At 66.5% G+C, this 25,289-nt stretch carries 25 protein-coding genes; 11 read left to right on the forward strand and 14 right to left on the reverse strand.

Annotated features, from left to right (window positions below; all coding sequences use genetic code 11):
- The first annotated feature begins 33 nt into the window (after positions 1 to 33).
- The 7 genes from IHE49_RS01980 (at position 34) to IHE49_RS02010 (ending at position 6,184) form a co-directional block, all read left to right on the forward strand.
- Positions 34 to 525, forward strand: coding sequence for a carboxypeptidase-like regulatory domain-containing protein (locus IHE49_RS01980; RefSeq protein WP_192154420.1), 492 nt, complete (start codon positions 34 to 36; stop codon positions 523 to 525).
- Positions 526 to 530: 5 nt separating this feature from the next.
- Positions 531 to 1,298 (forward strand): Fe-S cluster assembly ATPase SufC, encoded by a 768-nt coding sequence (sufC, locus tag IHE49_RS01985; RefSeq protein ID WP_192154422.1) that lies wholly within the window; start codon positions 531 to 533, stop codon positions 1,296 to 1,298.
- Positions 1,295 to 2,593 (forward strand): Fe-S cluster assembly protein SufD, encoded by a 1,299-nt coding sequence (sufD, locus tag IHE49_RS01990; RefSeq protein ID WP_192154424.1) that lies wholly within the window; start codon positions 1,295 to 1,297, stop codon positions 2,591 to 2,593. The genes sufC and sufD overlap by 4 nt, the downstream gene beginning before the upstream one ends.
- A gap of 31 nt (positions 2,594 to 2,624) precedes the next feature.
- A complete protein-coding gene (locus IHE49_RS01995; RefSeq protein WP_192154426.1) occupies positions 2,625 to 3,125 on the forward strand; it encodes a hypothetical protein in 501 nt (166 codons plus the stop codon).
- A 162-nt stretch (positions 3,126 to 3,287) separates the two neighbouring features.
- Positions 3,288 to 4,529, forward strand: a complete 1,242-nt coding sequence (locus tag IHE49_RS02000; protein ID WP_192154428.1) for a cysteine desulfurase — start codon at positions 3,288 to 3,290, stop codon at positions 4,527 to 4,529.
- A 10-nt stretch (positions 4,530 to 4,539) separates the two neighbouring features.
- Positions 4,540 to 5,430, forward strand: a complete 891-nt coding sequence (locus IHE49_RS02005) for an acyltransferase (RefSeq protein ID WP_192154430.1) — start codon at positions 4,540 to 4,542, stop codon at positions 5,428 to 5,430.
- A gap of 133 nt (positions 5,431 to 5,563) precedes the next feature.
- Positions 5,564 to 6,184 (forward strand): sterol desaturase family protein, encoded by a 621-nt coding sequence (locus IHE49_RS02010; RefSeq protein WP_192154432.1) that lies wholly within the window; start codon positions 5,564 to 5,566, stop codon positions 6,182 to 6,184.
- A 109-nt stretch (positions 6,185 to 6,293) separates the two neighbouring features.
- On the opposite strand, the gene IHE49_RS02015 is transcribed toward IHE49_RS02010, so the two are convergent.
- The 8 genes from IHE49_RS02015 to IHE49_RS02050 all read right to left on the reverse strand — a co-directional run bounded on the left by IHE49_RS02015 (position 6,294) and on the right by IHE49_RS02050 (position 16,571).
- Positions 6,294 to 7,022: a UDP-2,3-diacylglucosamine diphosphatase gene (locus IHE49_RS02015; protein WP_192154434.1), complete on the reverse strand. Its 729-nt coding sequence runs from the start codon at positions 7,020 to 7,022 to the stop codon at positions 6,294 to 6,296.
- A gap of 6 nt (positions 7,023 to 7,028) precedes the next feature.
- Positions 7,029 to 7,679 (reverse strand): peptidylprolyl isomerase, encoded by a 651-nt coding sequence (locus IHE49_RS02020; RefSeq protein ID WP_192154436.1) that lies wholly within the window; start codon positions 7,677 to 7,679, stop codon positions 7,029 to 7,031.
- 346 nt (positions 7,680 to 8,025) lie between these two features.
- On the reverse strand, positions 8,026 to 9,543 hold the full coding sequence (locus IHE49_RS02025; RefSeq protein ID WP_192154438.1) for a Ppx/GppA phosphatase family protein: 1,518 nt from the start codon (positions 9,541 to 9,543) through the stop codon (positions 8,026 to 8,028).
- 104 nt (positions 9,544 to 9,647) lie between these two features.
- Entirely contained in the window at positions 9,648 to 10,355 is a 708-nt protein-coding gene (locus tag IHE49_RS02030; RefSeq protein ID WP_192154440.1) for a hypothetical protein, read from the reverse strand.
- A gap of 172 nt (positions 10,356 to 10,527) precedes the next feature.
- A complete protein-coding gene (gene ppk1, locus IHE49_RS02035; RefSeq protein ID WP_192154442.1) occupies positions 10,528 to 12,621 on the reverse strand; it encodes a polyphosphate kinase 1 in 2,094 nt (697 codons plus the stop codon).
- 54 nt (positions 12,622 to 12,675) lie between these two features.
- A complete protein-coding gene (gene phoR, locus IHE49_RS02040; protein WP_192154443.1) occupies positions 12,676 to 13,935 on the reverse strand; it encodes a phosphate regulon sensor histidine kinase PhoR in 1,260 nt (419 codons plus the stop codon).
- Positions 13,936 to 14,172: 237 nt separating this feature from the next.
- Positions 14,173 to 14,862: a phosphate regulon transcriptional regulator PhoB gene (phoB, locus tag IHE49_RS02045; protein WP_192154446.1), complete on the reverse strand. Its 690-nt coding sequence runs from the start codon at positions 14,860 to 14,862 to the stop codon at positions 14,173 to 14,175.
- A gap of 83 nt (positions 14,863 to 14,945) precedes the next feature.
- Positions 14,946 to 16,571 (reverse strand): M48 family metalloprotease, encoded by a 1,626-nt coding sequence (locus IHE49_RS02050; protein ID WP_192154447.1) that lies wholly within the window; start codon positions 16,569 to 16,571, stop codon positions 14,946 to 14,948.
- A 237-nt stretch (positions 16,572 to 16,808) separates the two neighbouring features.
- Between IHE49_RS02050 and grxC the strand changes: the two genes are divergently transcribed.
- The 4 genes from grxC to IHE49_RS02070 all read left to right on the forward strand — a co-directional run bounded on the left by grxC (position 16,809) and on the right by IHE49_RS02070 (position 20,056).
- The gene (gene grxC / locus IHE49_RS02055) at positions 16,809 to 17,072 is read left to right on the forward strand and encodes a glutaredoxin 3 (RefSeq protein ID WP_192154448.1); all 264 of its coding nucleotides are present in this window, start codon (positions 16,809 to 16,811) and stop codon (positions 17,070 to 17,072) included.
- Positions 17,069 to 17,467, forward strand: coding sequence for a carboxymuconolactone decarboxylase family protein (locus IHE49_RS02060; protein ID WP_192154449.1), 399 nt, complete (start codon positions 17,069 to 17,071; stop codon positions 17,465 to 17,467). The genes grxC and IHE49_RS02060 overlap by 4 nt, the downstream gene beginning before the upstream one ends.
- 303 nt (positions 17,468 to 17,770) lie before the next feature.
- Complete coding sequence (locus IHE49_RS02065) at positions 17,771 to 18,784, forward strand: isocitrate dehydrogenase (RefSeq protein WP_192154450.1); 1,014 nt, start codon at positions 17,771 to 17,773, stop codon at positions 18,782 to 18,784.
- A gap of 123 nt (positions 18,785 to 18,907) precedes the next feature.
- A complete protein-coding gene (locus tag IHE49_RS02070; protein WP_192154452.1) occupies positions 18,908 to 20,056 on the forward strand; it encodes an AraC family transcriptional regulator in 1,149 nt (382 codons plus the stop codon).
- On the opposite strand, the gene IHE49_RS02075 is transcribed toward IHE49_RS02070, so the two are convergent.
- From IHE49_RS02075 to thiD, 6 genes are all read right to left on the reverse strand, one after another.
- Complete coding sequence (locus tag IHE49_RS02075; RefSeq protein ID WP_192154454.1) at positions 20,022 to 21,410, reverse strand: serine hydrolase; 1,389 nt, start codon at positions 21,408 to 21,410, stop codon at positions 20,022 to 20,024. The two genes, IHE49_RS02070 and IHE49_RS02075, sit on opposite strands and share 35 nt — an antisense overlap.
- A 17-nt stretch (positions 21,411 to 21,427) precedes the next feature.
- Positions 21,428 to 21,895 carry a hypothetical protein gene (locus IHE49_RS02080; RefSeq protein ID WP_192154456.1) on the reverse strand — a complete coding sequence of 156 codons (468 nt, stop codon included), beginning with the start codon at positions 21,893 to 21,895 and terminating at the stop codon, positions 21,428 to 21,430.
- A gap of 120 nt (positions 21,896 to 22,015) precedes the next feature.
- Positions 22,016 to 22,477 carry a carboxymuconolactone decarboxylase family protein gene (locus IHE49_RS02085; protein ID WP_192154458.1) on the reverse strand — a complete coding sequence of 154 codons (462 nt, stop codon included), beginning with the start codon at positions 22,475 to 22,477 and terminating at the stop codon, positions 22,016 to 22,018.
- Positions 22,478 to 22,524: 47 nt separating this feature from the next.
- Positions 22,525 to 23,442, reverse strand: coding sequence for an RNA polymerase sigma factor SigJ (sigJ, locus tag IHE49_RS02090; RefSeq protein ID WP_192154460.1), 918 nt, complete (start codon positions 23,440 to 23,442; stop codon positions 22,525 to 22,527).
- Positions 23,443 to 23,501: 59 nt separating this feature from the next.
- A complete protein-coding gene (locus IHE49_RS02095; protein ID WP_192155391.1) occupies positions 23,502 to 24,440 on the reverse strand; it encodes an aspartyl/asparaginyl beta-hydroxylase domain-containing protein in 939 nt (312 codons plus the stop codon).
- A 65-nt stretch (positions 24,441 to 24,505) separates the two neighbouring features.
- A complete protein-coding gene (gene thiD / locus IHE49_RS02100) occupies positions 24,506 to 25,279 on the reverse strand; it encodes a bifunctional hydroxymethylpyrimidine kinase/phosphomethylpyrimidine kinase (RefSeq protein ID WP_225578103.1) in 774 nt (257 codons plus the stop codon).
- Between the last annotated feature and the right edge of the window lie 10 nt (positions 25,280 to 25,289).

The raw sequence follows: 25,289 nt of genomic DNA on the forward strand, positions 1-25,289 counted from the left end.
CACGGTATTTCTGGCCGATTCGAGGAACACTCCATGAGATCGCTTTCCCTCCTGCTGACGGGCGCCGCGGCCGCCATGCTTGCCGGTTGCATCCACGTCAAGCACACCGATCCGGTGGCGCCGCAGATCAGCGGCACCGTGACCCGTGCCGGCCTGCCGGTGCCGGGCGTGCACGTACAGCTGGTCGAGGCGTTCGACGATGCCGGCGCGCCGCTGCCCGATGCGGAGAAGGACGAAGTGGTGACGGACGGCCAGGGTCACTTCACCGTCGGTCCGCTCTACCGCAAGGCGAAGCGGGTGGACCTGCACACCGTGCCGTGGGGCTTGCGCCTTTCCGCCGACGACAAGACGTGGCATGCCGGCTGGCTGTCGGATCCGGCCATGCTGGGCGTGGTGCCGAAGGCCCCCGTGTCCGCCATGTGCGATCTCGCGGTGGACAGCAAGACCAGCGCGATCGCCGGCGACCTCCAGGTCATGGGCAAGGGCCCGTGCATCCTGCAACTGATCGAGAAGACCAAGAAGTGATGAGCATGCTCCGCATCGAAAATCTGCACGCCCGCGTGGAGGGCAAGGAAATCCTCAAGGGCCTCACGCTCACCGTGAATCCGGGCGAGGTGCACGCCATCATGGGGCCGAACGGCGCGGGCAAGTCCACCTTGGGCAACGTGCTCTCCGGCCGCGACGGCTACGAGGTCACCGCCGGCACGGTCAGTTTCGACGGCATCGATCTGCTGGCATTGGAGCCCGAGCAGCGCGCCGCTGCCGGCGTGTTCCTGGCGTTCCAGTACCCGGTGGAAATCCCCGGCGTCAACAACACCTATTTCCTCCGCGCGGCGCTCAACGCGCAGCGCAAGGCGCGCGGCGAGAAGGAGCTGGATTCCATGCAGTTCCTCAAGCTGGTGCGCGAGAAGCTCAAGGTGATGCAGATCTCCGATGAGCTGCTGCACCGCGCGGTGAACGAAGGCTTCAGCGGCGGCGAGAAGAAGCGCAACGAGATCTTCCAGATGGCGGTGCTGGAGCCGAAGCTGGCGATCCTCGACGAAACCGATTCGGGGCTGGACATCGATGCGCTGAAGCAGGTGGCGCAGGGTGTCAACGCGCAGCGTTCGCCCGAGCGTTCCTTTCTTGTCGTCACCCACTACCAGCGTCTGCTCGACTACATCGAGCCGGACTTCGTGCATGTGCTGGCCGGTGGCCGCATCGTGGAAAGCGGCGACAAGACGCTGGCGCTGAAGCTGGAAGAGCACGGCTACGCCTGGGTGCGCGAGCACGGCGAACCGGCGGGCGCATCGGCATGAGCCAGGCGCTGCCCTTCGTCGATGCATTGGGTGCGGCGCCGCTGCCGGCCAGCGGCATCGCATGGCTGGACGCGTCGCGCCGTGAACAACTCGATGCCTTCGTGGCCGCCGGCTTGCCTGACACGCGTATGGAAGCGTGGAAATACACCGCACTGCGCGCCTTGGGCCAGCGCCGCTTTGCCGCCGGCGATGCGCAAGCGGCGGCGCGCGTGGTCGATCCGGCCGTGTTTGCGTTGCCCGGTGTGGACGGCCCAAGGCTGGCCTTCGTCAACGGTGTGTTCCGCGCTGATCTTTCCACGTTGGACGTGCTGCCCAGCGGCCTAACGTTGCAGCCGCTGTCGCAGGCGTTGCGGCAGGATGCCGAGCCGCTGCGCTTCGTGTTGTCACGGTACGAAGCGGAGCAGGGCGACGCCTTCGTGCGGCTCAACGCGGCGTTCGCCGCGGACGGCGTGCTGCTGAAACTGGCGGCCGGCGCGAAGCCGGCCAAGCCGGTGCACCTGGTGTTCCTCGGCGCGCCTGCCGAAGGCGACCTGGCCTGGCATCTGCGCAACGTCATCGAGCTGGGCGAAGGCGCCGAACTCACCCTGGTGGAACACCACGCCGCCAGTGGCGAGCAGCAGCATCTGGCCACGGTGATGAGCGACATCGTGTTGCGCGACGGCGCCGTGCTGCGGCAACTCTTGTTGCAGCAGGCGGCCACCGGCAGCAGCCTGATCCGGCGCAGCAAATTGCATCTGGGTTCGCGCGCCCGGACCACCTCGCACGTGCTGGAACTGGGCGGTGCACTGGCGCGCCACGACCTGCACGCCGACCTGGCGGGCAATGGCGCATCCTTCGCCACGCGTGGCGTCTTCATGCCGCGCGGCCGCCAGCACATCGACACGCAGCTGGCGATACGCCACCAGGCGTTGGGCACGACGTCGGATTCCGTGTGGCGAGGCGTGGCCGACCAGCGGGCGCGCGGCGTTTTTCGCGGGGCGATCCTGGTGGCGCCGGGGGCCGATGGCAGCGATGCCAGCCTCAGCAACAAGAACCTGCTGCTGTCGCCGAACGCCGAGATCGACACCAAGCCGGAACTGGAAATCCATGCCGACGAAGTGAAGGCCGCACATGGCGCCACCGTGGGGCAGCTCGACGAACGCGCGCTGTTCTACCTGCGCTCGCGCGGCATTCCGCAGGCCGAGGCACGGACGCTGCTCACCGCCGCGTTCTGCCGCGCGGTGCTGGACGATTTGCCGAACGCGGCACTGCGCGAGCATTTGGCCGCGTTGCTGGTAGTCAAGTTGCCGGCGTGATCTTGGTATATAAGGGTTGAATTTAAAAACAATGCGTGACGACTTCTGGGGGCGTGACGTTATGAAAAGCTCATTTCTAATAAAAATTTTAATTGGGTTAGCTATTTTTTTAATGGTTGGTACTTGGCAAATAAAAAAAGCCAGAGAGTATGCGCCTAATTTATCGGATTTCAGTTGGACGACAGATATTTCCGGGGTCTCTTCATATCTTCCCATTGGGCGTATTGGTTTAAATCGAATCAGTGGAGGAGGATTGTATTGTGGAGCAACCTATGCAGGCGGCGGAGCGCCATGCGCTGCACTCGCCAAGCTCCCAGAAGGTAGCGAAATTACAGCGTCAATAATAACGCTGAATACGTATCGTGGAACGATTTTATATGCCATGAATATCAAATTCAATTCGCAAGAGATCTACGAAATTAGCCCAAGAGAGGCCCTTAGAAATTGGTGGACTGGAAGTTGCATAAAAATAGCAATTTTTTCAATGCTTTCAATAGTTGCGTACAGCTTGATCTTAATCGTGTTCACTTGATCTTAATCGTGTTCATAAGCCAACCGAGGCGGCAAAAATGAACAACAGCTTTTTCTCCTCCGTTGCGTGCAGGGGGAGGTTGGGGGTAAGGCTCGTCACTGGGCACCCCGCCCCAACCCTCCCCTGCATGCAGGGGAGGGGGTCAACCACGGAAACTTCGGAATGAATGCACAAACCAGCGCTCAAGCCTTCGACATCCGGCGCGTCCGCGCGGATTTCCCGCTGCTGGCGCGCACGGTGCACGGCAAGCCGCTGGTGTACTTCGACAACGCGAACACCAGCCAGAAGCCACTGGCGGTGATCGAGGCGGTGGATCGCCACTACCGCGAGCACAACGCCAACGTGTCGCGCGCGGTGCATCTGTTGGGTGAAGAAGCCACCACGGCCTACGAGGGCGCGCGCGACACACTGGCGCGTTTCATCCATGCGCCGTCGCGCGACGAGCTGGTGCTCACTTCCGGCACCACGCAGGCGGCCAACCTGGTGGCCTACAGCTTCGTGCTGCCGCGGTTGAAGCCTGGCGACGCCATCCTCACCACCACGATGGAGCACCACGCCAACATCGTGCCGTGGCAGATCGTGGCGGCGCGCGCCGGCGCCACGGTGAAGGCGGCGCCGATCGACGAGCGCGGCGAGCTGATCGTGGAGAAGTTCATCGAGCTGCTCACGCCCGAGGTGAAGCTGGCCTGCGTGACCCACGTCTCCAACGTGCTGGGCACGGTGAACCCGGTGCGCGAACTGGCAAAGGCCTGTCGCGAGCGCGGCATCCCGCTGTTCGTGGATGGCTCGCAGGCGATGCCGCACCGCCCGGTGGACGTGCAGGCGCTGGGCTGCGATTTCTACGCGCTCACCGGCCACAAGATGCTGGCGCCCACCGGCACCGGCGCGCTGTGGGCGAAGAAGGAACATCTTGAAGCCATGCCGCCGTTCTTCGGCGGCGGCGAGATGATCCGCGAGGTGAAGTTCTCCGGCACCACCTTCGCCGCGCCGCCGCACCGCTTCGAGGCGGGCACGCCGAACATCGCCGGTTTCGCCGGTGTGGCTGCGGCGATCGCCTATTACGATGCGCTGGGCTTCGACGCCGTCCGCGCCCACGAGCGTGCGTTGCTCGACCACGCCACCGCGCAACTGCGCGAAGTCCCGGGCCTGCGTCTCTTCGGCGAGGCGAATGACAAGGAGCCGGTGATCTCTTTCCTGGTCGAAGGCGCTCAGGCCACCGACCTTGCCACCTTGCTGGATCTGGAAGGCGTGGCGGTGCGATCCGGCCATCATTGCGCGCACCCGCTGATGCAGTTCTATGGGGTGCCGGCCACGCTGCGCGCCTCGCTGGCGTTCTACAACACGCACGAGGAGGTCGACGCCTTCGTGGCGGCCCTGCTCAAGGTGCGGCGCCTGCTCCGCTGAAAGGGTCCCGATGCTCGCCTTCCTCCCCGCCCTGATCCGCGTGCCGCTGGTGGTGTTGCTGCTGGCGCTCAACGTGCTGCTGCACGTGCTGCCGCTGTTCGCGCTCACCCTGCTGAAGCTGCTGATGCCCGTGGCCGGGTTCCGTCGCGCCTGCTCGCGTGTGCTGGTGGCGATCGCGGAGAGCTGGATAGCCGGGAACAACGCGTTGTTCGCACTGTTCACGCGCATCCACTGGCAGGTGGACGGGCTGGATGGCCTGCGCCGAGATGCCAATTACCTTGTGCTGGCCAACCACCAGAGCTGGGTGGACATCCCGGTGCTGCAGAAGCTGTTGAACCGGCGCATCCCGTTTCTGCGCTTCTTCCTCAAGAGCCAATTGATCTGGGTACCGTTGATGGGGCCGGCGTGGTGGGCGCTGGATTTCCCCTTTATGAAGCGTTACTCGCGGGAAACGCTGGCCCGGCGCCCGGAACTGGCCGGTCGCGACATGGAAGCCACCCGCCGCGCCTGCGCCAAATTCCGCCAGTTGCCGGTGTCGGTAATGAACTTCGTGGAGGGGACGCGCTTCACGCCGGCCAAGCACGATGCGCAGGGTTCGCCGTACCGCCACCTGCTGAAGCCGCGCGCCGGCGGCGTGGCCTTCGTCCTCGATGCGATGGGCGAAGGGCTTGACGCTATTCTCGAAGTCGCGATCGTTTATCCTGATGGCCCATGCAGCATCCTCGACCTGATTGCCGGGCGCCTGCGCGAGGTGCGGGTGAGTTTGCTGCAGCGGGCGATCACGCCGGAGTTGCGCGGGGACTACGAGCGCGACGAGGCCTTCCGCCTGCGTTTTCAGGCGTGGGTCAACGAGCTCTGGCAGGAGCAGGATGCGCGGCTGACGCGCTTGCTGGATGCCTGAATACCGCGTGAGGCGGAAGGATGGCACGCCGTTCGCCTCGGCATGACGGCGAGGTAGACTTGGCGGCGTAGCCGCCACGTGGTCATGCAGGCGGGCAATGGGGGTTAAGGATGGCGCTGGAGCGATACACACCATGAGTGAGGCGAAGCTCGCACCGGCGGGATCGGGCGGAGCACGCGCTACGGGCGTGTTGCAGGCGATTGCGCGCATGTCGTCCACGCGGACGAATTACTGGGTCGGCCACGCTACCGATTTCCTGGTCAGCTTTGCCCTGCTCGGCGCCTCGTTCTGGCTGGATCACAGCCGGCCGCTGTTGTCGGCGCTGGTGTTCCTGCTCGGCTTGTTCATCTTCAGCTTCATCGAGTACGCCTTCCACCGTTGGCTGTTCCATGGTGCGCTGCGCTTGTTCGAGCGCGGACACACCGTTCATCACGAACAGCCGCTGGGCTACGACTCGTTGCCGTTCTTCTTCCCGCCCGCGGTGGTGGTGCTGCTCGCTGCGGTGCTGACGCTGGCGCTGCCCGCGGCGACCGCCTTGCTGCTTTCGGGCGCAATCGCGCTGGGCTATGCGCTGTACGGTTTCAGCCACCTCGTGATCCACCGGCGCGGCCGCTTCAACCATCCGCTGGCGCGAAAGTGGGCTGCCGTGCATCACGTGCACCACCATCATCCCGACAAGAATTACGGCGTCACCTCGCCGCTGTGGGATTTCCTGCTGGGCACGTGGTACGTGTCCAAGAGCAAGGTCAGGTGATTTTTGCGATCATCCCTGATCGCGAAGATCACACGGGCGGCTATCCATGGCCGCACTTTTCAGAGAAGCGCGCCTTGTAGGCGCAACCTGTGCGCTCTACAGGTGGTTCTCAGCCCAATGGCAAGCCGCGCAGCTCCACGCCGTCGGCGTCCACGCGCAGCACCGAGCCTTGTTCGTACCAGTCACCGACCACGATGCGTTCGGCGGGCGCGCCGTCCAGTTCGAAGCGGTGGATCGCGGGACGATGGGTGTGGCCGTGGATCAGTCGCGTGACACCGGCGTTGCGCATGGCCTGCGTCACGGCACCGGCGTCGACGTCCATGAGGGTTTCCATCGCACTGCCGGTGTGTGCGCGGCTTTCCGCGCGTGACTTGGCGGCGAAGGCGCGGCGCGCCTCCAGCGGCATGGCGAGGATCTGCGCCTTCCATTCCGGCGTGCGAACCTGCTTGCGCACGGTCTGGTAGGCCACGTCGCCGGTGCACAGGACGTCGCCGTGCATCAGCAGGGTGGGGCGGCCGTGCAGCGTGTGCACGGTGCCGTCTTCCAGCAACTCGAAGCCGGCGCGGCGGGCAAACGCTTCGCCCAGCAGGAAATCGCGGTTGCCAACCATGAAGTACACCGGCACACCGGCGTCGCGCACGCCGCGGGTGGCGTCCGCGATGCGTTGCGGCAATTCGGCGTCGTCATCGTCGCCAACCCAGGCCTCCACCAGGTCGCCGAGGATGTACAGAGCGTCGGCGCGGCGCACTTCGTCACTGGCAAGGTAGCGTTCGAACAGTTCGGTGATGCGCGGACGGCTGTCGTCCAGGTGCAGGTCGGCAATGAACAGACTGGCCATGGCCGATCAGGGTACCTTGGTCGGCGCGGCCGCACTGGCAGCGGCGGCGGGTGCGGCTTCGCCCAGCACCTGCGCGCCTTCGATCACCACCAGCGGGTTGGGCACGTCGGCGGTGAACGGCCCGATGCCGTGGGTAGGCGTGGCGGCGATCTTGTCCACCACATCCATGCCCTTGACGACCTTGCCGAACACCGCATAGCCCCAGGTAAGGCCGCTCTGGTTGCCCGTGAAATCGAGCCGGCGGTCGTCCACCAGGTTGATGAAGAATTGCGAGGTGCCCGAGTTCGGATCGGCGCCGCGCGCCACCGCCACCGTGCCGCGCAGGTTCGTCAGGCCGTTGTCCGCCTCGCTGGCAATGGCCGGATGCGTGCGCTTGGGTTGCAGCTCGCGCGTGTACAGGCCGCCCTGTACGAGGTAGCCGGGGATGGCCCGGTGGAACACCGTGCCGGCGTAGAAGCCGTCGTGCACGTATTGCAGGAAGTTCGCCACGCTCTTGGGCGCCTTGTCCGGGAACAGCTCCAGCGTGATGTCGCCCAGCGACGTGTGCAGCACCACCTGCGGGTCGGCCGTGTCCGCCGGTTTGGCGTTCTGCGCCCACAGCGCAGGGGCGAACAGGGCAGTGGACAGGAGCAGCAGGGCGAGCTTGGGCTTGGACATGGAGGCAGGCCGTTCGAAGTATCCGCGCATGATACGCGGCCCCACGGCCGCATGCGCCTTTCGGGGTTCAGGATGGGTTCTTGAAGAGTGCGGCCATGGATGGCCGCTGGTGGCGTCAGGGAAGGGCGATGGGCTTGAGGCTCGCTGCTACCTGCCACGCTGCGGCGATTCCGGACGAATCGCACTGATACTCAAAGTGCGGCCACGGATGGCCGCCCGTTTGATCTTCACGATCAGGGACGATCGCAAAACTCTGGATGGCCGTTGGTGGCGCAAGAGCAGGGCGAGAGCTTGAAACTTGCAGCTACCTGCCACGCCATGGCGATTCCGGACGAATCGCACTGGTTCAACTCGTGGACAGCTCCAGCTCCAACCCCAGCTCGATCATCGGCGCCTGTTCCTGGTGCAGGTCCGCCTCGCTGAGCGGATGCTGCTCCAGCCACGCGGCAGGTAGCGAGAGCCGCAGCCGTTGGCGGGTGGCGGAGAGCTTCATCGGCGGCAGCGACTCGGCGCGACGGCCACGGCGGAACAGTACGGCGAGACGCAGCAGCGCCGTGGTGTAGCGGGCGAGCGGGCGATAGCGTTGCGGCAGGGTGGCGATCACCGCCTTGTCGGGCTTGCGCCGGTGCATCTCGACCACGGCGGCGAGCAGTTGCTGTTCCTGCCGCGAAAAGCCGGCGAGGTCGGCATGGCGCAGGATATAAGCGCCATGGTGATGGTGTTGGCTGTGCGCGATGGCGAGGCCGATCTCGTGCACGCGGGCGGCCCACGACAGCCATTCGCGTGCTTCGCCGTCCAGCTTCCATGCCTTCGCGACCTGGTCGAACAGCTGCAGCGCAGTGGATTCCACCCGTCGCGCCTGCGCGCGATCCACGCCGTAACGGGTGGCTAGGGCATCGATGCTGCCGGTGCGCGGGTCGCTGCCGACGGCGCGGCCGAGCAGGTCCCACATCAGACCTTCGCGCATCGAGCTCTCGCACACGCGCATGCGCGCGATCCCCAGCGCCTCGAACGCGGCCTCGAAGATCACCACCGCGCCGGCGAGCACCGGCGCGCGCTCCTCGGCCAGGCCGGGCAGCTTGAGCGTGGCGATCGAGCCCTGCGCGAGGATCGCGTCGCGCAGTCCGGCCAGCGACGCAGGCGTGATGCCATCGTCGCTGAGCTTCATCGCCTGCACCACCGCGCCGATTGCCTTGGCGCTGCCGGAAGAGCCAAACGCTTCCTGCCAGCCGGATTCGCGATAGTCCTCGGCGAACTGCTGCAACAGCACGCCGATCTCGCCGCGCGCGCGCTGCCAGCGCTTGCGGTTGAGCTTGCCGCCGGGGAAGAAGCGCAGCGTGGAGGCGATGCAGCCGGCCTGCACGCTCTCGGTGTGCAAGGGTGCGAGACCGCGGCCGATGATGAATTCGGTGCTGCCGCCACCCACGTCCATCACCAGCCGCGGCTCGCGCGAGGCAGGCAGGTCGTGCGCGGCGCCGAGGAAGATCAGGCGGCCTTCCTCGCGGCCCGACACCACTTCGATCGGGTGGCCCAGCGCGGCTTCGGCGGCGGTAAGGAACGCATGCGGTGCGGCCAGCCGGCGCACCGTGTTGGTGGCCACCGCGCGCACGCGCTGCGAAGGCAGGCCGGCGATGCGCTGGCCGAAGCGGGCCAGGCAATCCATGGCGCGGGCGCGGCGGTCGGCGTCCAGCGAACCATCGCTGCGCAAGCCTGCGGCCATGCGCACGCTGTCGCGCAGGCGATCGATCACCCGCGGTTCGCCGTGCTCCATGCGCGCAACGATCAGGTGGAAGCTGTTCGAGCCCATGTCCACGGCGGCCAGCAGCTCGCCATCGCGGATCGGGGTGTGTTCGGCCTGGCTCAAGCGCGGGTTCCTGGTCGACGCGGGTGGGGCGGCAATGCGCATCATGCCGTATTCGCCCGCCGCTTTCCTCGCATGCGTGAGGTGCGGCCCGGAATGCCGGCGATTCAACCGGGATTGTGTGTCGCTGGCATCCCGTTCACCTGTTGCAGCGGCCCTACCGTGACGTGGCCGCTCCAGCCCTCGAACACCTTGACGGCCGCCTGGTCGATGGCCTTGGTCATCATCTGGATGGGCGGGCATTGCTCAGGGGTGCTTGCCATGCTCGGGTCGGCAGGCGTGGTGATTCCCGCCATGCAGTAGTGGCCGCCGGGACCGGTCAGATGGGCCAGCCGGGCCATGCCCTGCTCGTAGCGCTTCTCGGCACGCACCGCCGCCGTGGCGTCGCCATAGGTGGGGCGCATGCGTGCGAGCAATTGATCGGTCGCCTTCCGTTCGGCCGGCGCGAGCGAGGCATCAAGCGTGGCGGATGCAGCGGCGAAGTCCGATTGCGGACGCTCGGATGCGAGCGCCAGCCAGGCCGCCGCCAACGGACGATTTGCCGGCTGGTGGTCGCCATCGAGCGCCATGATGCCGAGCACGTACTGCGCTGGCTTGCTGGCCCAGCTGGCCGCCGTGGCGAAGAACTTCTGTGCCTGCCCGAAATGGTGCAGACCGTAGCTTTGCGTGCCCAGGCAGTAGTAGTAATCACCCGGCAGGAACTGTTCTTCGCCGATCGCGCATGCGGCGCCGGCCAGTTCGGCGTCGCTCGGTGCCGAGCTGGCGGGGGCGGGTATCCCGGTTGTCTCGCTGGCGGCCAGGGCCGTCGATGACATGCCGGCGATGCTGGCAATGCCCATCGCAAACCCCAGCACGCGCCTCATTTTCACAGGTAACCCGTACATGTCCGGCCCCAGTTGGCGAAGGTGGTCTGATGGATGTCCCCATCGGCGGATATCCTCGTCGAAGGATGCGGCAGGCAGGATGTTCTGCCTGGCGTCCTCCGCCTCACGGGCACAGCTTCTCCAGCAACGTCTGCTGTGCACTGTAGGGAGCCTGTTTGCCCGGCGTGGCACGGGTGTAGCGACCGTTGCCGTCGAGCAGCCATGCCTGGGTGTTGTCGGCCAGGCTGTTGGCGAGGGTTTCATCGTAGATGCGTGTGGACAGGTCGGGGTCGCGGATGGGAAAGGCGATCTCGATGCGGCGCATCAGGTTGCGCTCCATCCAGTCGGCACTGGCGCAGTAAAGTTCCGGCGCGCCATCGTTGCCGAACCAGTACACGCGGCTGTGCTCCAGGAAGCGTCCCACGATGGAGCGTACGCGGATGCGCTCGGAGATGCCGGGCAGGCCGGGACGCAGCGTGCAGGCGCCGCGCACGATCAGGTCGATTTCCACGCCGGCCTGCGAGGCGCGGTACAGCGCTTCGATCACGTGCGCTTCGTTGAGCGCATTGAGCTTGGCCACGATGCGTGCGGGGCGGCCGGCGCGGGCCAGCTCGGTTTCGCGCCCGATGCGTTCCATCACGCCGGCGTAGAGCGTGAACGGCGAATGCAGCAGGCGCTTGAGCGCGATGCGCGGGCCCAGGCCGGAGAGCTGCTGGAACACCTTGTGCAGGTCTTCGCCGATCTCGGGGTCGGCGGTCATCAGGCCGATGTCGGTATAGGTGCGGCTGTTGATCTGGTGGTAGTTGCCGGTGGAGAGATGGGCGTAGCGGCGCAGCGTGTCGCCCTCGCGGCGCACGATCAGCATCATCTTGGCGTGGGTCTTGTAGCCCACCACGCCGTACACCACCTGCACGCCGGCCTCCTGCAGGCGCGTGGCGAGGCGGATATTGGCCTCCTCGTCGAATCGCGCGCGCAATTCGATCACCACGGTGACGTCCTTGCCGTGGCGTGCCGCCTCGACCAACAGATCAACCAGCGGGGTGTCCTCGCCGGCGCGGTACAGGGTCTGCTTGATCGCCAGCACGTTGGGATCGGTGCTGGCCTGGCGCAGCAGGTCCACCACAGCGGCGAAGCTCTGGTAGGGGTGGTGCAGCAGCACGTCGCGCTGGGCGATCTGCTCGAACTTGTCGCGGCTGCTTTCCAGCTCGGCGGGGAGCTTCGGGGTGAAGCGCGGGTACTTCAGCTCCGGGCGATCCAGCCAGTCGTAGATCAGCCCGGCGCGGATGATGTTGACCGGGCCGTCGCAGCGGTAGACGTCGGCCTCTTCCAACTGGAAGTTGTGCGTCAGCATCGAGGTGATGGACTGCGGGCAGTCGCTGGCGATCTCCAGCCGTACCGGCCGTGCGTAGCCGCGTCCCACCAGTCCCTCGCTGAGCGCGAGGGCGAGATTCTCGACCTCGGCTTCCTCCACGATCAGCTCGCTGTTGCGGGTGACGCGGAACTGCCAGGATCCGACCACCTTGAAGCCGGGGAACATCTGGTCGACGAAGGCGTGCAGCAGTTCGGCGAGGAACACGAAGTGATCGCCCTCGCCGCACACCTCGGCGGGCACGCGGATGATGCGCGGCAACGAGCGCGGCGCGCGTACCAGCGCCATGTGGCCTTCGTGGCCGAAGGCGTCACGGCCCTTCAGCACCACCGCGATGTTCAGCGTCTTGTTGAGGATGCGCGGGAACGGATGGGCCGGGTCCAACCCCAGCGGCGACAGCACGGGCAGCACTTCGTGCTCGAAATAGCCCTGCAACCAGCGCTTCTGGCGTGTGGTCCACTGCGTACGGGTCAGGATGTGGATGCGCTCGGCGTTCAACTGCGGGCGCAGTTCCTGCTGCCAGATCGCATATTGTTCGGCGACCAGCTCCAGCACGCGGTTGCGGATGCGCGCGAGCAGCTCAGGCGGCGACAGGCCGTCCGGCCCCGGCGCGGCCGAGCCAAAGGCGTGGTGGTGCTTGAGCATCGCCACGCGCACCTCGAAGAATTCGTCGAGGTTGTTCGCCACGATGCTGAGGAAGCGCAGTCGCTCGAGCAGAGGCACCGTGGTATCGCGCGCCATCGCCAGCACCCTGAAGTTGAATTCCAGTGCGGCCAATTCGCGGCTCAGGTAGAGCTCGGGAGCGGAGAGGTCTGGGGGCTTGGGAGTCTGGGCGTCGGTGCGTCGCATGCACGCATTCTGGCGCATGCGCGGTGGTTGGTGCGCGCCGTGGCGTGCAGCGCTTCAGCTTTCGTCGCGGCTGCGCGTGGCCGAAAGCAGGCGCTCGGGCGCGAAGTGGCAGGAGAAAGTGGAGCCGCGGCCCGGTTCGCTTTCGATGCCCAGCCTTGCCTGATGCAGGTTCAGCACATGCTTGACGATGGACAATCCCAGCCCGGTGCCGCCGGTGCCGCGCGATCGACTCGAGGAGACGCGATAGAAGCGTTCGGTGAGGCGGGAGAGATGGCTGGCGGGAATGCCGTAGCCGGTGTCGCTGACCGAGTAGGTCGCACCTTCCGCGCTGCGCCGCCAGCGTATCGCGATGCTGCCGCCGGCGGGGGTGTAGCGCACCGCATTGCTGACCAGGTTGGAGAGCGCGCTGTGCAGGTCCTTGGGTGAGCCGAGCAGGTCGAGGTCGGTGTCGGCTTCCACCGTGACCTGGTGCCGGCCCTGGCTCAGCGCTTCGGCTTCCTTGCGCAGCGTGGCCAGCAGAGGCGCCATCGGCACGCGCTCATCCTCGACGTGGTGCTGGGTTTCCAGCCGCGACAGGGTGAGCAGGTCTTCCACGATCTGGCCCATGCGGCGGGATTGCGCGCGCATCTCGCCGAGCACCGGCGCCAGCGCGGGGGCGTCCTCGGGATCGAGCAGTTCGAGATAGCCGTGGATCACGGTGAGCGGCGTGCGCAGCTCGTGCGAGACGTTGGCCACGAAGTCGCGGCGCATCTGTTCCAGTCGCGTGACATGGCTGGTGTCGCGCGCCAGCAGCACCTGCTGGCGGCGGCCGAACGGCAGCAGGCTCACGCTGATCTGGCTGTCGGGACGGCCCGGCGCCACGGTGTCATGCAGCGGCTCGTGCTCGTCCTGGCGCAGCCAGTCCGCGAGTTCCGAGGCTTGCAGGCGCTGCTCCAGCGATGCGCCGCGGTCGTGCGGAGCGCGCAGGCCGAGCAGGTTCTCCGCCGCGTGGTTGAACCAGCGCACGCGCTGATCGGGATCGAGCAGCACCACGGCGTCGGGCAACTGGCTGGCGGTGCGGCGCAGGTCGCGCAGACTGGAGGCGAGGCGGTGGGTACGCATGACGAGGCGGTCGTGTTTCGCGGTGATGGTGGCCGGCGACATGATGTGACGCGTCGTATGACCGTCCCGCGACAACAGCAAGACGATTTCCGCCACGGCGACAAAGGCCACTCCCGCCGCGATGCGGTCGCCCGCCAGCCAGCCGAGCAGCGCGCCCGCGCACAGGCCGGCAGAGCAGATGACAGGCAGTTTCCAGCGATAGGGAATGGGCATCGAAAGGCAGGGTGTCTGGCTGGCTGGATGTGGAGCTTACAGCGTGCCTACTGATGCGTTCTGCCTGTCATCCCGGCGCAGGCCGGGATCCAGTAGCAATATCGCTTGCTCAAGCCGCACAGTCACTGGATGACTCGCTGCGCTCGCCCCTCCGGGGCTGCCCTGCGGGCGTTCTGCGCGCTTCGCGCTTGTCCGGCCTTCGCCGGAATGACGAGCAAAATGCAGGCGCTGGGTCGCTCAGACGCTTGCGGAGAAGCGATATCCGCTGCCGCGTACGGTCTGCACCATGTCTTCCAGCTTCCACGGCTCCAGCGTCTTGCGCAGGCGGCGTATGTGCACGTCCACCGTGCGCTCCTCCACGTACACGCTGCCGCCCCACACATGGTCGAGCAGCTGTGCGCGCGAGTACACGCGCTCGGCGTGAGTCATGAAGAAATGCAGCAAGCGGTATTCGGTGGGGCCGATGGTCACCGGTTCGTCGCCGGCGAACACGCGATGTGCGGGGCCGTCGATGCGCAGCTTGCCCAGTTCCACCATGCCGTCGCCGTCGTCGCCATGGGTGCGGCGCAGCACCGCCTTGATCCGCGCGAGCAGCTCGCGCGTGGAGAAGGGCTTGACCACGTAGTCGTCCACGCCGGCTTCCAGGCCGTTGACGCGGTCCATTTCCTCGCCGCGTGCGGTGAGCATGATGATGGGGATCTCGCGGCTCAGCTCTTCCTTGCGCAGGCGGCGCGCCAGTTCCAGTCCGCTCATGCCCGGCAGCATCCAGTCAAGCAGGATGAGGTCAGGCACCTGCTCGGAGATGGCGAGCTGGGCGGCACGCGCGTCGGCGGCCTGCATGGCCTCCATGTCGGCCTTGCGCAAGGCGAAGGCAATCATCTCGCGGATCGAGGTCTCGTCTTCGACGATCAGGATGCGTTTGTGCACGCGGAAAGATCCGTTGGACTATGACCGGGATATTGCAATGCAGGAATGTTACGCGGCGATGACATGCGTGTCGCTGCGCTGCGTCATTGCTGCGAGCTGTTACCCGTCGCGGGATTGTCCGGCGTGTCGATCCTGCGCTTGCGCAGCTCCAGCACCAGCGGGGTGAGTTCGGCGATGCGGGCCTGGATACGTGAGCGGGAGTAGTAGCTGAGATCGTTGCGCTTGAGCAGGCGCTGGAGCTGCTCCATCGCGTCGAAGGGACGGCCGGCGTAGTAGCTGGCGTCGGCCCAGGCCTCGCCGGCGCGCTCGCCGTCGCCGGCCTTGTCGCTGGCGCGGGCGTAGGCGGTGTACAGCGCGGGATCGTCGCTGTTTTCCAGCAAGGGGCGCAACAGGTCGGCGGCGGTGGATGCCTGCTGCTTGTCCCCACGGTCGGTGAGCGCGTTGGCATAGGCCAGCGCCACCGCCCGGTTGCGCGGCGACTGCCGGTTGAGCGGCTGGTACAGCGCAAGCGCGGCGTCGCGCTGACCGGCCTGCAGCCGGGCGTCGGCCAGCGCCAGGCTGAGGATCAGACTGCCGGCATGCGCTTTCAGCAACGGCTCGAGTTGCGCCGCGGCTTGCGCGCCACGGTCGCTGCGGGTGAGCGCCAGCGCGTAGCCGTAGCGGTTGACCGGAGTGTCGAAGCCGGCCTTGTTCTTGAGGTTGCCGGCGTAGTAGTCGACCAGCCGCACGGGATTGCCGCTCAACACGCGGGCGCGTTCGCGCATCAGTTCATAGGTATTGAGGCCGCCCGGGCTGGCGGTGTCCGCGCCGAGCCGGATCGGCCCGCGCACGAAGGCTATCGGCGTGGTGATCTGCTCCCACTGGCCGTCGAGCAGGTTGTCGCCGCCGGGGTGCAGTTTCTGTGCGGTGACCAGGGCGTCGGCGCGGGATTTCGCATCGGCGATACGGTCGCTGGTGACCGGGTGGTCCTGCAGGAAGGACGGTACCTGGCCGCCTGCGCCGGTGCTCATCACGTCCTCCATGTGCTGGAAGAACGCGGCCATCGCGTTTGGGTCGAAGCCGGCATTGGCCAGCGTCTTGATGCCGGCGCGGTCGGCTTCGATTTCGTCCTTGCGGGTGAAGTTGATCTCTTTCTGCGCCAGCAGGCCCTGGCCGCCGGCCAGCACCGCGATGGGTGCATCGCCGGCGCTGCGGCCCGCGGCGCCGGCGGCGATCGCGCCCAGCACCACCAGTGCCAGCAGCGGCGCGTCCTTCTTCGAATCCTCGAATGCGCGCTGCAGATGGTTCTGCGTGATGTGGCCGATCTCGTGCGCCAGCACGCCTGCCAGTTCGTCCTCGTTGCGGGTAATGGCGATGAGGCCGGAGTTCACCGCGATGTAGCCGCCCGGCAGGGCGAAGGCATTGATTTCCTCGTCCTTCACGATGAAGAACTGGAAGTGGTCGCGCGGCTTGGCGCAGGCGGCGACCAGCCGGAAGCCGAGATCGTTGATGTACTCGTCCAGCAGCGGGTCGTCCACCACCATGTCCAGCGCGCGCATCTGGCGCAGCATGGAGGCACCGTAGTCCTGCGCTTCCTGCGGCGAGATCAGCGCGTCCGCCGAGCTGCCGAGGTCCGGCAGGCGCGAGTTGTCCTGCGCGCCGGCGGCGAAGGCGAGGCTGGCGAGGATCAGGACGATCGGCAGGCGCTTGACGGGGCGTCGTGGTGCCATGAGGGCGGGTATCTGCGGATAATGTGAAGGGTTGCGACCAAGCATGATCGCGGAGAGCAAACGCGCAGCCAGCCGTGGCCGTACTTCTGCTGCTTTTGCGATCATCCATGATCGCGGGATCAAGCGGGCCAGCCATCCGCGGCTGCACTTTTCAACCATTCAGTTGACCGCTCATGTGGAAGCTTGTTCCAAGGGTTTTTTACCCCCACATTGTGCGCAGGCAACCGGAGTTACGTGATGTCCAAGATCGAAGTCTATTCCACCGCGGTCTGCCCGTACTGCGTGGCCGCGAAGAACCTGCTCAAGTCCAAGGGCCTGGAGTGGAGCGAACTGCGCGTGGACGCCGATCCTGCGCAGCGCGATGCCATGCTGGCGCGCAGCGGCGGCCGCCGTACCGTGCCGCAGATCTTCATCAACGACCAGTACGTGGGTGGTTACGACGATCTCGTCGCGGCCGACCGCAGCGGCAAGCTGGCCGAGCTGCTGGGAGCAAGCGCATGAGCGGCGGACAGGGCGAGAAGGATCGCGTCGCCGAGTTCACCGCGTTCCGCAAGCGCATGAACGAACGCATCCTGGCCGAGGACAACCAGGTGGTGCGGCGTTTCTTCGCGCTGGACACGCAGACCTACAAGCCCGGCGCGCTGGATGTGAAGACCAAGGAGCTGCTTGGCCTGGTCGCCTCGATGGTGCTGCGTTGCGACGACTGCATCAGTTACCACGTGGCGCAGTGCAAGGAGGCCGGGGTGACCCGCGAGGAATTCTTCGAGACTTTCAGCGTGGGTCTGGTAGTGGGTGGTTCCATCGTGATCCCGCACCTGCGCCGAGCCGTGGATTTCCTCGACAAGCTGGAAGAGGGCGAGGCCGCGACCGATGTGGCTTGCGCCGATCACGGCTGACGGCGTAGTTACTCTCCGTGCCGGGGGCGTGCTGACGGGCGGCTCTCGCTCGAAGGGCCGCCCAGTGCGCTCCGCCGGATGCTCGCCGCACGAGATTGCCATGCCACCCCGGTCCTGTCCCTGGAAAGGGAGGCAAGGCGACGTGCCATTTCCCGCAATGCTCCGTGCGAGGATTTTCAACGCTGCGAGCCGGCTCTCGCCTGTTCGCTTCCGTATGGATCGGCGATAATTGCAGCGATACCGATCCCGCCTGCCTTTGCCGCAGCGGGATCGACGGCATTCTTCCCCACGGAGTTCCCCCTCATGAGCAAGACCATCGCGGTGATCCCGGGCGACGGCATCGGCCCGGAGATCATGACCGCCACGCTGCGCGTGCTCGACGCGCTGGACTGCGGCCTCGCCTACGATTTTGCCGACGCCGGCATGGTGGCGCTGGAGAAGCACGGCGACCTGCTGCCCAAGGCCACGCTGGACAAGATCGCCGAGCACAAGGTGGCGCTGAAGGGCCCGTTGACCACGCCGATCGGCGGCGGCTTCACCTCGATCAACGTCACCCTGCGCCGCCACTTCGACCTGTACGCCAACGTGCGTCCGGCGATCAGCTTCCCCGGCACCAAGGCGCGCTTCGAGAACATCGACATCATCACGGTGCGCGAGAACACCGAGGGCGCGTACCTGGCCGAAGGGCAGTCGCTGTCCGAGGACGGCCAGACCGCGGTCTCGATGATCCGCAACACGCGCAAGGGCAGCGAGCGCATCGTGCGCTACGCCTTCGAGCTGGCGGTGAGGAAGGGCCGCAAGAAGGTCACAGCCGTGCACAAGGCCAACATCATCAAGACCGCCTCGGGCCTGTTCCTCAACGTGGCACGCGAAGTCGCCAAGGAATACCCGCAGATCGAGTTCAACGAGATGATCGTGGACAACACCTGCATGCAACTGGTGATGAAGCCCGAGCAGTTCGACGTGATCGTCACCACCAACCTGTTCGGCGACATCCTTTCCGACCTGTGCGCGGGCCTGGTAGGCGGCCTGGGCCTGGCGCCCGGCGACAACATCGGCGAGGGCGCGGCGATCTTCGAAGCCGTGCACGGTTCCGCTCCCGACATTGCCGGCAAGGGCATTGCCAACCCCTGCGCACTGCTGCTGGCCGCGGCCGACATGCTCGACCACCTCGGCATGGTGGCCAAGGGCGACAAGCTGCGCGCCGCGATCCGCGACACCATGACCAACGACCGCGACAGCGTGACGCCGGACCTCGGTGGCAAGGGCAGCACCGAGAGCTTCGGCGAGGCCATCGCGAAGCGCGTCAAGGGCTGAGCGCCGGCCCCATCGACACGCAAGGCCGCGGCGTCGTCCGCGGCCTTGTCGTTTCTGGATCATGCGGATCGGTTGCTAGCATGGACGCCCCATGCTTGCCGCCGCTCTTGTGCAGACCATCCGATGGATATTGCGTTCTGGGTTTTCGTCTACATCGCTGCTGCCGTGCAGGCCGCGCTGCTGGCGCTGGCGTTGTGGCGCCGTTCCGCCAACCGCGAGGCCAATCGCCTGCTCGCCGCATGGGTGGCGCTGGCGGGCATCGATCTGGCGGTGAAGGCGGCCTACTGGCACATGTTGTCGCCGGAGTGGTTTCGCGCCTACCGCTTCGTGGCGCTGTTTCCTTTTTTGTACGGTAGCCTGTTCTTCCTTTATGTGCGGGCGCTGACCCGGGGGCTGGGCTTCCGCTGGCGCGATGTGCGGCACCTGCTCGGTTTCGTGGCGATGCTGCTGGTCACCGGCCATGTGCTGCTGGCGAGTACGGCGCGGTTGCAGGCGATGTCGGCAAGCTGGATTGCGGGCGAGCGTTCGATCGGCCACTGGTTCGACATCGCGTTGTTTCTCTACAGCCTGTCCTATGTGGTAGCGGCGCTGGTTCAGGTGCATCGCTATCGCCGGCGTCTGCGCGAGCGGCGTTCCGACGCCGATCGCTTGTCGCTGCGCTGGATCGACACGATGGCGGCATGCCAGGTCGTGATCTGGTGCATTGCCATCGTGCAGGCCTTGGTGGAGTTGCCAATACTCAATTACGGGCTGCTGTTCGGAGCCATTGCGGGCTGGATCTGCGTGGTGGGCTGGTTCAGCCTGGGACAGCCGCCGCTGGCGGTTGAACCGGAGGTCGAGCCCGTGGGCGACGAAACGGTTGCCCCGGCCACGACCAGCGAACCTGAAGATATGCGTTACGACGTGGTGCAGGCGCGCCTTGCCTCGCTGATGGACGGTGGTGATCCCCTGTACATGGAGCCGGCGCTGACCATCGGCCAGGTGGCAAAGCGCAGCGGCTATCCCGAATACCTGGTGTCGGCAGTGATCAACCGCCGGTTCGGCGGCACGTTCTGGGACTACATCAACCGGCTGCGTGTGGAAGCGGCGCGCGCCTGCCTTGCCGACGCCGGCGACACGCGCAGCATCCTCGATATCGCCTATGCCTGCGGCTTCACCTCCAAGTCCACCTTCAATGCCGCCTTCAAGCGTCAGGTAGACGACACGCCCAGCAGCTATCGCAAGGCCGCCAGGCCGCTCAAGGCTGCGGCTGACGGTGCAGAGCGGCGATGATCGCGGCCACCAGGTCGCCGGTGGCGTCGCCGTAGTCCAGCGAGATGCCCATGCGCACGACCACCAGCCGCTCGGACGGCACAATCACTACGTATTGCCCGAACGCGCCGCGCGCGTAGTACATGTCCTTCGGCAACTGCGGCATGCCCCAGGGGGCGTTCCACACCGGCACCCGGGTGTCGTTCTTGAGGTTCAGCCAGAAGCCCGCGCCATAGCCGGTATCCAGCGTCTGCGAACGGCTGTAGGCCACCCAGCCCTCGGGCAGGATGCGCTTGCCGCCGGCTACGCCGTCGTCGAGATAGAGCTGGCCGAAGCGGGCGAAATCGCGTGCTGTGCCGTAGCTGTCGCTCGCCCCGATCAGGGTGCCGCGGACATCGGTCTGGATGGTGGTGTGGGCCATGCCCAGCGGCGCGAACAACTCCCGCCGTGCGAAGCGCTCAGCGTCCACCGCATTGCCACCGGCTGCGTCGGTGACCATGCGGCCGAGCAGTACGTAGCCCAGGTTGCTGTAACCCCATGTTGTACCGGGTGGGTGGGCCAGCGGCATCCGCGAGGCATAGCCGGCCATGTCGCTCTCCAGAAAGGTCATGCGCGCCATGGGGTTCAACACATTGTCGGTTTCGTCGAAGGGCAGGCCGCTGTCCATGCGCAGCAACTGGTCGACCGTGACCGCATGGTGCGGGTCCCCGGTGGACCGCCAGCCGGGGATTGGCGCGGGCTGTTCCAGGTGCAGCTTGCCTTCACGCACCAGGATGCCGATCAGCGCGCTGGTCAGCGACTTGGTCAACGAATGCGCCCAGATCGGCGTGTCCGGCCCATAGCCGGGGGCATAACGTTCGGCGATCAGCTGGCCGTCGTGCAGCACCACGATGGCCTTGGTATTGCGCGGATGCGCGGGATCGGGTTCGGCGAAGGCGCGGTCCAGCGCATGCTGGATGGTGGGGTCGTCAGCGACCACGGCATGCTCCGGATAGGGACTGGCGATGGGTTCGGGTGCGAAGCCGGCTGCCTCGGGCACCGGGCCGTCGCCATGCATCAGCACGCAACCCAGGCCGGGGCGGAACACTGCGCGTGCGCCGAAGGCACCCAGCACGCTGGCGTGCGCCTCATGTTGTGTGGGATCCACGCGCCAGTGGATTGCCCAGGCGATGCCGCGCATCTGCGGCGCGTGCTGCTCGCGGAACACGCGGTCGGGGTCGACGTGGCTGACGAACGCGGCGTCGCACAGCCCGTGGCTGACCGAACCGGTGGCGAGCAGCATCAAGGGCCGCCCTGCAGTGCCCAACCAGACGGCGCCAAGGAGTATGACGGCCAGCAGGAGGCTGAGGACGATTTTCGGGATGCGTGCAGTCATGAGGCTCTTCCTTCGTTTCACGATTGTGCTGCCGTAGCGGCGACGGATGGGTACGGCCCGATGGCGGACCAGTGCAACAGGGCTGCGCATGCGGCCAGGTTGATCGGCCAACGGGCCCCGGTCGCGTGGACATGGATGGGCAGGCGCGGCAGATCGAACGCCATGCCGGCAGCGAGAGTCAGCCGCCGCGTTAACGCGGCGAAAGTCAGTGCGTCGGCGCGGCCCCCCCGGCGGCGATGGCTGACGAAGTCGCCACCCACGGTGTGGCGCATGCCGTTGCCCATGCAAAACGACCAGGCCACGGCCCGGGTGACCCGTGCTGCGCCGGTGGCGGCAGCGCCCTGCGTGTGTCGTGCCATCGACAGGGCGATGACGGCTACCGAAAGCGCACCGAACGCCGCGATGACAATGCGGCGCGGGAGTCGGCTGCGGATGGATCGTTCGTGCACGCGGCTGCCCTGTTCGTTGGGAGGTGCAGTCAGCATGCAAGGGCGAGCGTCGGGCTTCGTCCGAGGCGGCGGAACCGTACGGCAGCGCGGTTTCCGGAGGTGCGATCCGGCTGGTTCGCACCCGTCAGGCGCCGGCCGGATGCAGCGAACAGGCTCTTAGTGGTGCGCCACAGGCTTGTAGTTGCCGCCCACGGTGCGGGCGGCGATGTTGAGCCGGTTCCAGGTGTTGATCATCCCGATCAGCAGCACCAGGTCGACCACGGCAGCCTCTTCGAAGTGCTGGCGCACCCGCTCGTAGAGCGCATCGGACACCGACTCGTGCGAGGGCAGCTCGGTGAGCTCCTCGGCGAGCGCCAGGGCGGCCTGTTCGCTTTCGCTGTACAGCGCGGTCTCGCGCCAGGCCGACAGCAGGTACAGCCGCTGCTCGGTTTCGCCGGCGGCGCGGGCGTCCTTGCTGTGCATGTCCAGGCAGAACGCACAGCCATTGATCTGCGAGCAGCGCATCAGCACCAGTTCGACCAGCTTGCCGTCCAGGTGGCCGCGTCCGCGGATTTCCTGGCCGAGCTGGATCAGCGGCTGCATGGTGGCGTAGTGGCGTTGGATGGAGAAACGGCTCATGAGGGAATTCCTTCGACAGTTGGGGAACGACGGCCCGAGCAGGCCGTTCATTGCAAGGACGCGTCGGCCGGCGGATTCGTTACCGTCGCCGCCAGCCGTGCGAGCTTGCCTGGATGGCGCAGCGCGTGGATGGCGGTGATATGCTCGCCGTCGCCTTCGACCCAGATGGCGGTGGTCAGCGTGCCGCCGGACCAGGCCAGCAGGGCTGGTGCCCCGTTGAGCGTGAGCATGCTGTAGCGCAGCGGTTGCAGGCGGGTGTTGTGGGCGATCTGCAGATACAGCCGCGCCAGTCGCTCGGCGCCGTGCAGCGGGTGCAGGGTAGCGGCGACCACGCCGCCGCCGTCGCTCACATGTACGGCATCTTCGGCGAAGAGTGCCTGCAGCGATTCCAGCGTGGGTTGTTGCATGGCGGCTACGAAGCGTTGCAGCAGGCGCTGCTGGGCTCGGGCATCCACGCTGAAGCGCGGGCGATCCTCGCGCAGGCGCGCCTTGGCGCGATGCACGCGCTGGCGGCAGGTGTTCTCGGTTATGCCAAGGATGGACGCCGCCTCGGCGTGGCTGTAATCGAATACTTCGTTGAGCAAAAAGGCGGCGCGTTCGTCCGGTCCCAGCCGTTCCAGCAAGGTGAGGAAGGACAGCGTAAGGGTCTGGTTGCGCTCCAGCAGCGCTTCGGGAGTTTCGGCGACGGGCTGTGCATCCTCGTCCACCAGCGGTTCGGGCAGCCACGGGCCCGGGTAATGCGCGCGTTCGGTCTTCGCGCGGCGCAGGCGATCCAGCGCCAGGCGCGTGGTTACCGAGACCAGCCAGGCTTCCGGATCGTCCAGCGCGGCGGTGTCCTGGGCGTGCCAGCGCAGCCAGGCGTCGTGCAGCACGTCCTCGGCATCAGCGGGCGCGCCGAGCATGCGGTAGGCCAGCCCGAACAGGCGTTGGCGGTGCTGCTGGAACAGGGCGGTTTGCGTATCCACGGTGGTCTCCTTGAAGGGATCGCAGCAAGGACGCGCAGACACGCGCTGGCGTTACAGCCTCAGCGCACGAACGGCCACGGCGCGCAGACGATCAGCCACGCCAGCACCAGCATGCCCAGGTATTTCAGCGTGCGGAACAGCTTGGGATGCTTCCTCTTGAACGCGCGGTTGCGCTCGCGGTTGCGCTGGTTGAGTGCGAACACGCGGTTGACGAAGCCGGTTTTCTCCTCCGGCGATTCGGTATTCGGGGAAGCGGTGATCTTGCCCATGAAGGCCCCCACGCGGTGATTGATCGCGTCCATCCAGCGCGTGCGCAGCGGGCGCTCCACATCGGCGAACAGGATCACGCGGGTCTGGTCGGTCTTGTTCTCCACCCAGTGCACGTAGGTCTCGTCGAACACCACGTCCTTGCCATCGCCCCACGCGTGTTCCTCGCCATCGACGAAGATGCGGCAGTCGCGCGAGTTCGGCGTGATCAGGCCCAAGTGGTAGCGCAGCGAGCCGGCGAACGGATCGCGATGCGGATTGAGCCGGCTGTTGGGCGCCAGCGTGGCGAACATCGCCGCCTTGATGCTGGGGATGGATTTCAGCAGCGCCACGGTCTTCGGGCACAAGGCTTCGGCCGAGGCCAGCGGCTCGCCGTACCACTTCAGGTAGAAGCGCTTCCAGCCCTGTTTGAAGAAGCTGTTGAAGCTGGCGTCGTTGCCACTATGCGCCGCGCGGATGTGACCCTCGTCGAACAGCGACAGCGCCTCTTCGCGGATGGCTTGCCAATTGGCCTGCAGGAGATCGAGCTGGGGAAAGCCGCGGCGGTCGAGGATGGGTCGCGCTGGTACTGCGGAAAACGCGTACATCAGCAGGTTGTAGGGCGCGAAGATCGCCGAGTGGTCCACCAACTGGCGGTCGAAGCGCAGCCGCACGCGCCCGCGTAGATGCACCAGCAGCACGCACAGCACGAACAGCAGGATCAGGATCAGCAGGACGAGGCGCGGGGTCATCGGTTCGAAGGGAGTGGGCGACACGCCATTCTACCGCCCCGTCGTGAATGACGCCGGTTGCCGGCCTAGTGCGCCAGTACGCGCAAGGGCGCGCTGCCGGGTTGGTAGCCTTGCGCCAGCGCGCGTTGCACATAGGCCACTGCGCGGCGCACGGCGCTGCGTGGCGATTGCCCCTTCGCCAGCTCGGCGGCCACCGCCGAGGCCAGCGTGCAGCCTGTGCCGTGGGCCTCCAGCTTCAGTCGCAGGTGACGCAGTTCCATCACGCCGCGCGCGTCGAAGTAGCGGTCCACCACGTCGCGGCCGCTGCCGTGGCCGCCCTTGAGCAGCACGCTCTTGGCGCCCAGTTCGCGCAACTCGTTGCCGGCACGCGTGCAGTCCTTCGCGCTGCGGATCGGATAGCCGAGCAGCGCCTCGGCCTCGGGCAGGTTGGGCGTCAGCACGTCGGCCAGCGGGATCAGCTTGTTCACCAGCACCGCGATGGCGCCTTCATCGAGCAGGCGCGCGCCGCTGGTGGCGATCATTACCGGATCGACCACCAGCCACGCCGGCTTGCGCAACGCCATCTCGCGCGCCACCAGCCGCACGATGGCCGCGCTGCCCAGCATGCCGGTCTTCACGGCGCCGATGGGGAAGTCGTCGAATACCGCGGCGATCTGGCTGCGGATGTGCGCCAGCGGTACCGGATGCACGGCGGCCACCCCGCGCGTGTTCTGCGAGGTGATCGCGGCAATGGCCGACAAGCCGTGCACGCCGCGCGCATGGAAGGTCTTCAGGTCGGCCTGGATACCCGCGCCACCGCCGGAGTCGGAGCCAGCGATGGTGAGGGCGATGGGAGGCATGGCATGGGGC

Source organism: Rhodanobacter sp. 7MK24 (assembly GCF_014842995.1).
Taxonomy (GTDB): Bacteria; Pseudomonadota; Gammaproteobacteria; order Xanthomonadales; family Rhodanobacteraceae; genus Rhodanobacter_A.

Excerpts from the sequence above, each read along its gene's own strand:
- IHE49_RS02075 (WP_192154454.1), bottom strand. The coding sequence starts at position 21,410 with ATGACTGCACGCATCCCGAAAATCGTCCTCAGCCTCCTGCTGGCCGTC.
- IHE49_RS02080 (WP_192154456.1), bottom strand. The coding sequence starts at position 21,895 with ATGCTGACTGCACCTCCCAACGAACAGGGCAGCCGCGTGCACGAACGA.
- IHE49_RS01995 (WP_192154426.1), top strand. The coding sequence starts at position 2,625 with ATGCGTGACGACTTCTGGGGGCGTGACGTTATGAAAAGCTCATTTCTA.
- IHE49_RS02030 (WP_192154440.1), bottom strand. The coding sequence starts at position 10,355 with ATGTCATCGACGGCCCTGGCCGCCAGCGAGACAACCGGGATACCCGCC.
- IHE49_RS02070 (WP_192154452.1), top strand. The coding sequence starts at position 18,908 with ATGGATATTGCGTTCTGGGTTTTCGTCTACATCGCTGCTGCCGTGCAG.
- thiD (WP_225578103.1), bottom strand. The coding sequence starts at position 25,279 with ATGCCTCCCATCGCCCTCACCATCGCTGGCTCCGACTCCGGCGGTGGC.
- IHE49_RS02095 (WP_192155391.1), bottom strand. The coding sequence starts at position 24,440 with ATGACCCCGCGCCTCGTCCTGCTGATCCTGATCCTGCTGTTCGTGCTG.
- IHE49_RS02000 (WP_192154428.1), top strand. The coding sequence starts at position 3,288 with ATGAATGCACAAACCAGCGCTCAAGCCTTCGACATCCGGCGCGTCCGC.
- IHE49_RS02060 (WP_192154449.1), top strand. The coding sequence starts at position 17,069 with ATGAGCGGCGGACAGGGCGAGAAGGATCGCGTCGCCGAGTTCACCGCG.
- IHE49_RS02085 (WP_192154458.1), bottom strand. The coding sequence starts at position 22,477 with ATGAGCCGTTTCTCCATCCAACGCCACTACGCCACCATGCAGCCGCTG.
- grxC (WP_192154448.1), top strand. The coding sequence starts at position 16,809 with ATGTCCAAGATCGAAGTCTATTCCACCGCGGTCTGCCCGTACTGCGTG.
- sufC (WP_192154422.1), top strand. The coding sequence starts at position 531 with ATGCTCCGCATCGAAAATCTGCACGCCCGCGTGGAGGGCAAGGAAATC.
- ppk1 (WP_192154442.1), bottom strand. The coding sequence starts at position 12,621 with ATGCGACGCACCGACGCCCAGACTCCCAAGCCCCCAGACCTCTCCGCT.
- IHE49_RS02015 (WP_192154434.1), bottom strand. The coding sequence starts at position 7,022 with ATGGCCAGTCTGTTCATTGCCGACCTGCACCTGGACGACAGCCGTCCG.
- IHE49_RS01980 (WP_192154420.1), top strand. The coding sequence starts at position 34 with ATGAGATCGCTTTCCCTCCTGCTGACGGGCGCCGCGGCCGCCATGCTT.
- phoR (WP_192154443.1), bottom strand. The coding sequence starts at position 13,935 with ATGCCCATTCCCTATCGCTGGAAACTGCCTGTCATCTGCTCTGCCGGC.
- IHE49_RS02065 (WP_192154450.1), top strand. The coding sequence starts at position 17,771 with ATGAGCAAGACCATCGCGGTGATCCCGGGCGACGGCATCGGCCCGGAG.
- IHE49_RS02050 (WP_192154447.1), bottom strand. The coding sequence starts at position 16,571 with ATGGCACCACGACGCCCCGTCAAGCGCCTGCCGATCGTCCTGATCCTC.
- IHE49_RS02005 (WP_192154430.1), top strand. The coding sequence starts at position 4,540 with ATGCTCGCCTTCCTCCCCGCCCTGATCCGCGTGCCGCTGGTGGTGTTG.
- IHE49_RS02010 (WP_192154432.1), top strand. The coding sequence starts at position 5,564 with ATGAGTGAGGCGAAGCTCGCACCGGCGGGATCGGGCGGAGCACGCGCT.
- IHE49_RS02020 (WP_192154436.1), bottom strand. The coding sequence starts at position 7,679 with ATGTCCAAGCCCAAGCTCGCCCTGCTGCTCCTGTCCACTGCCCTGTTC.
- sufD (WP_192154424.1), top strand. The coding sequence starts at position 1,295 with ATGAGCCAGGCGCTGCCCTTCGTCGATGCATTGGGTGCGGCGCCGCTG.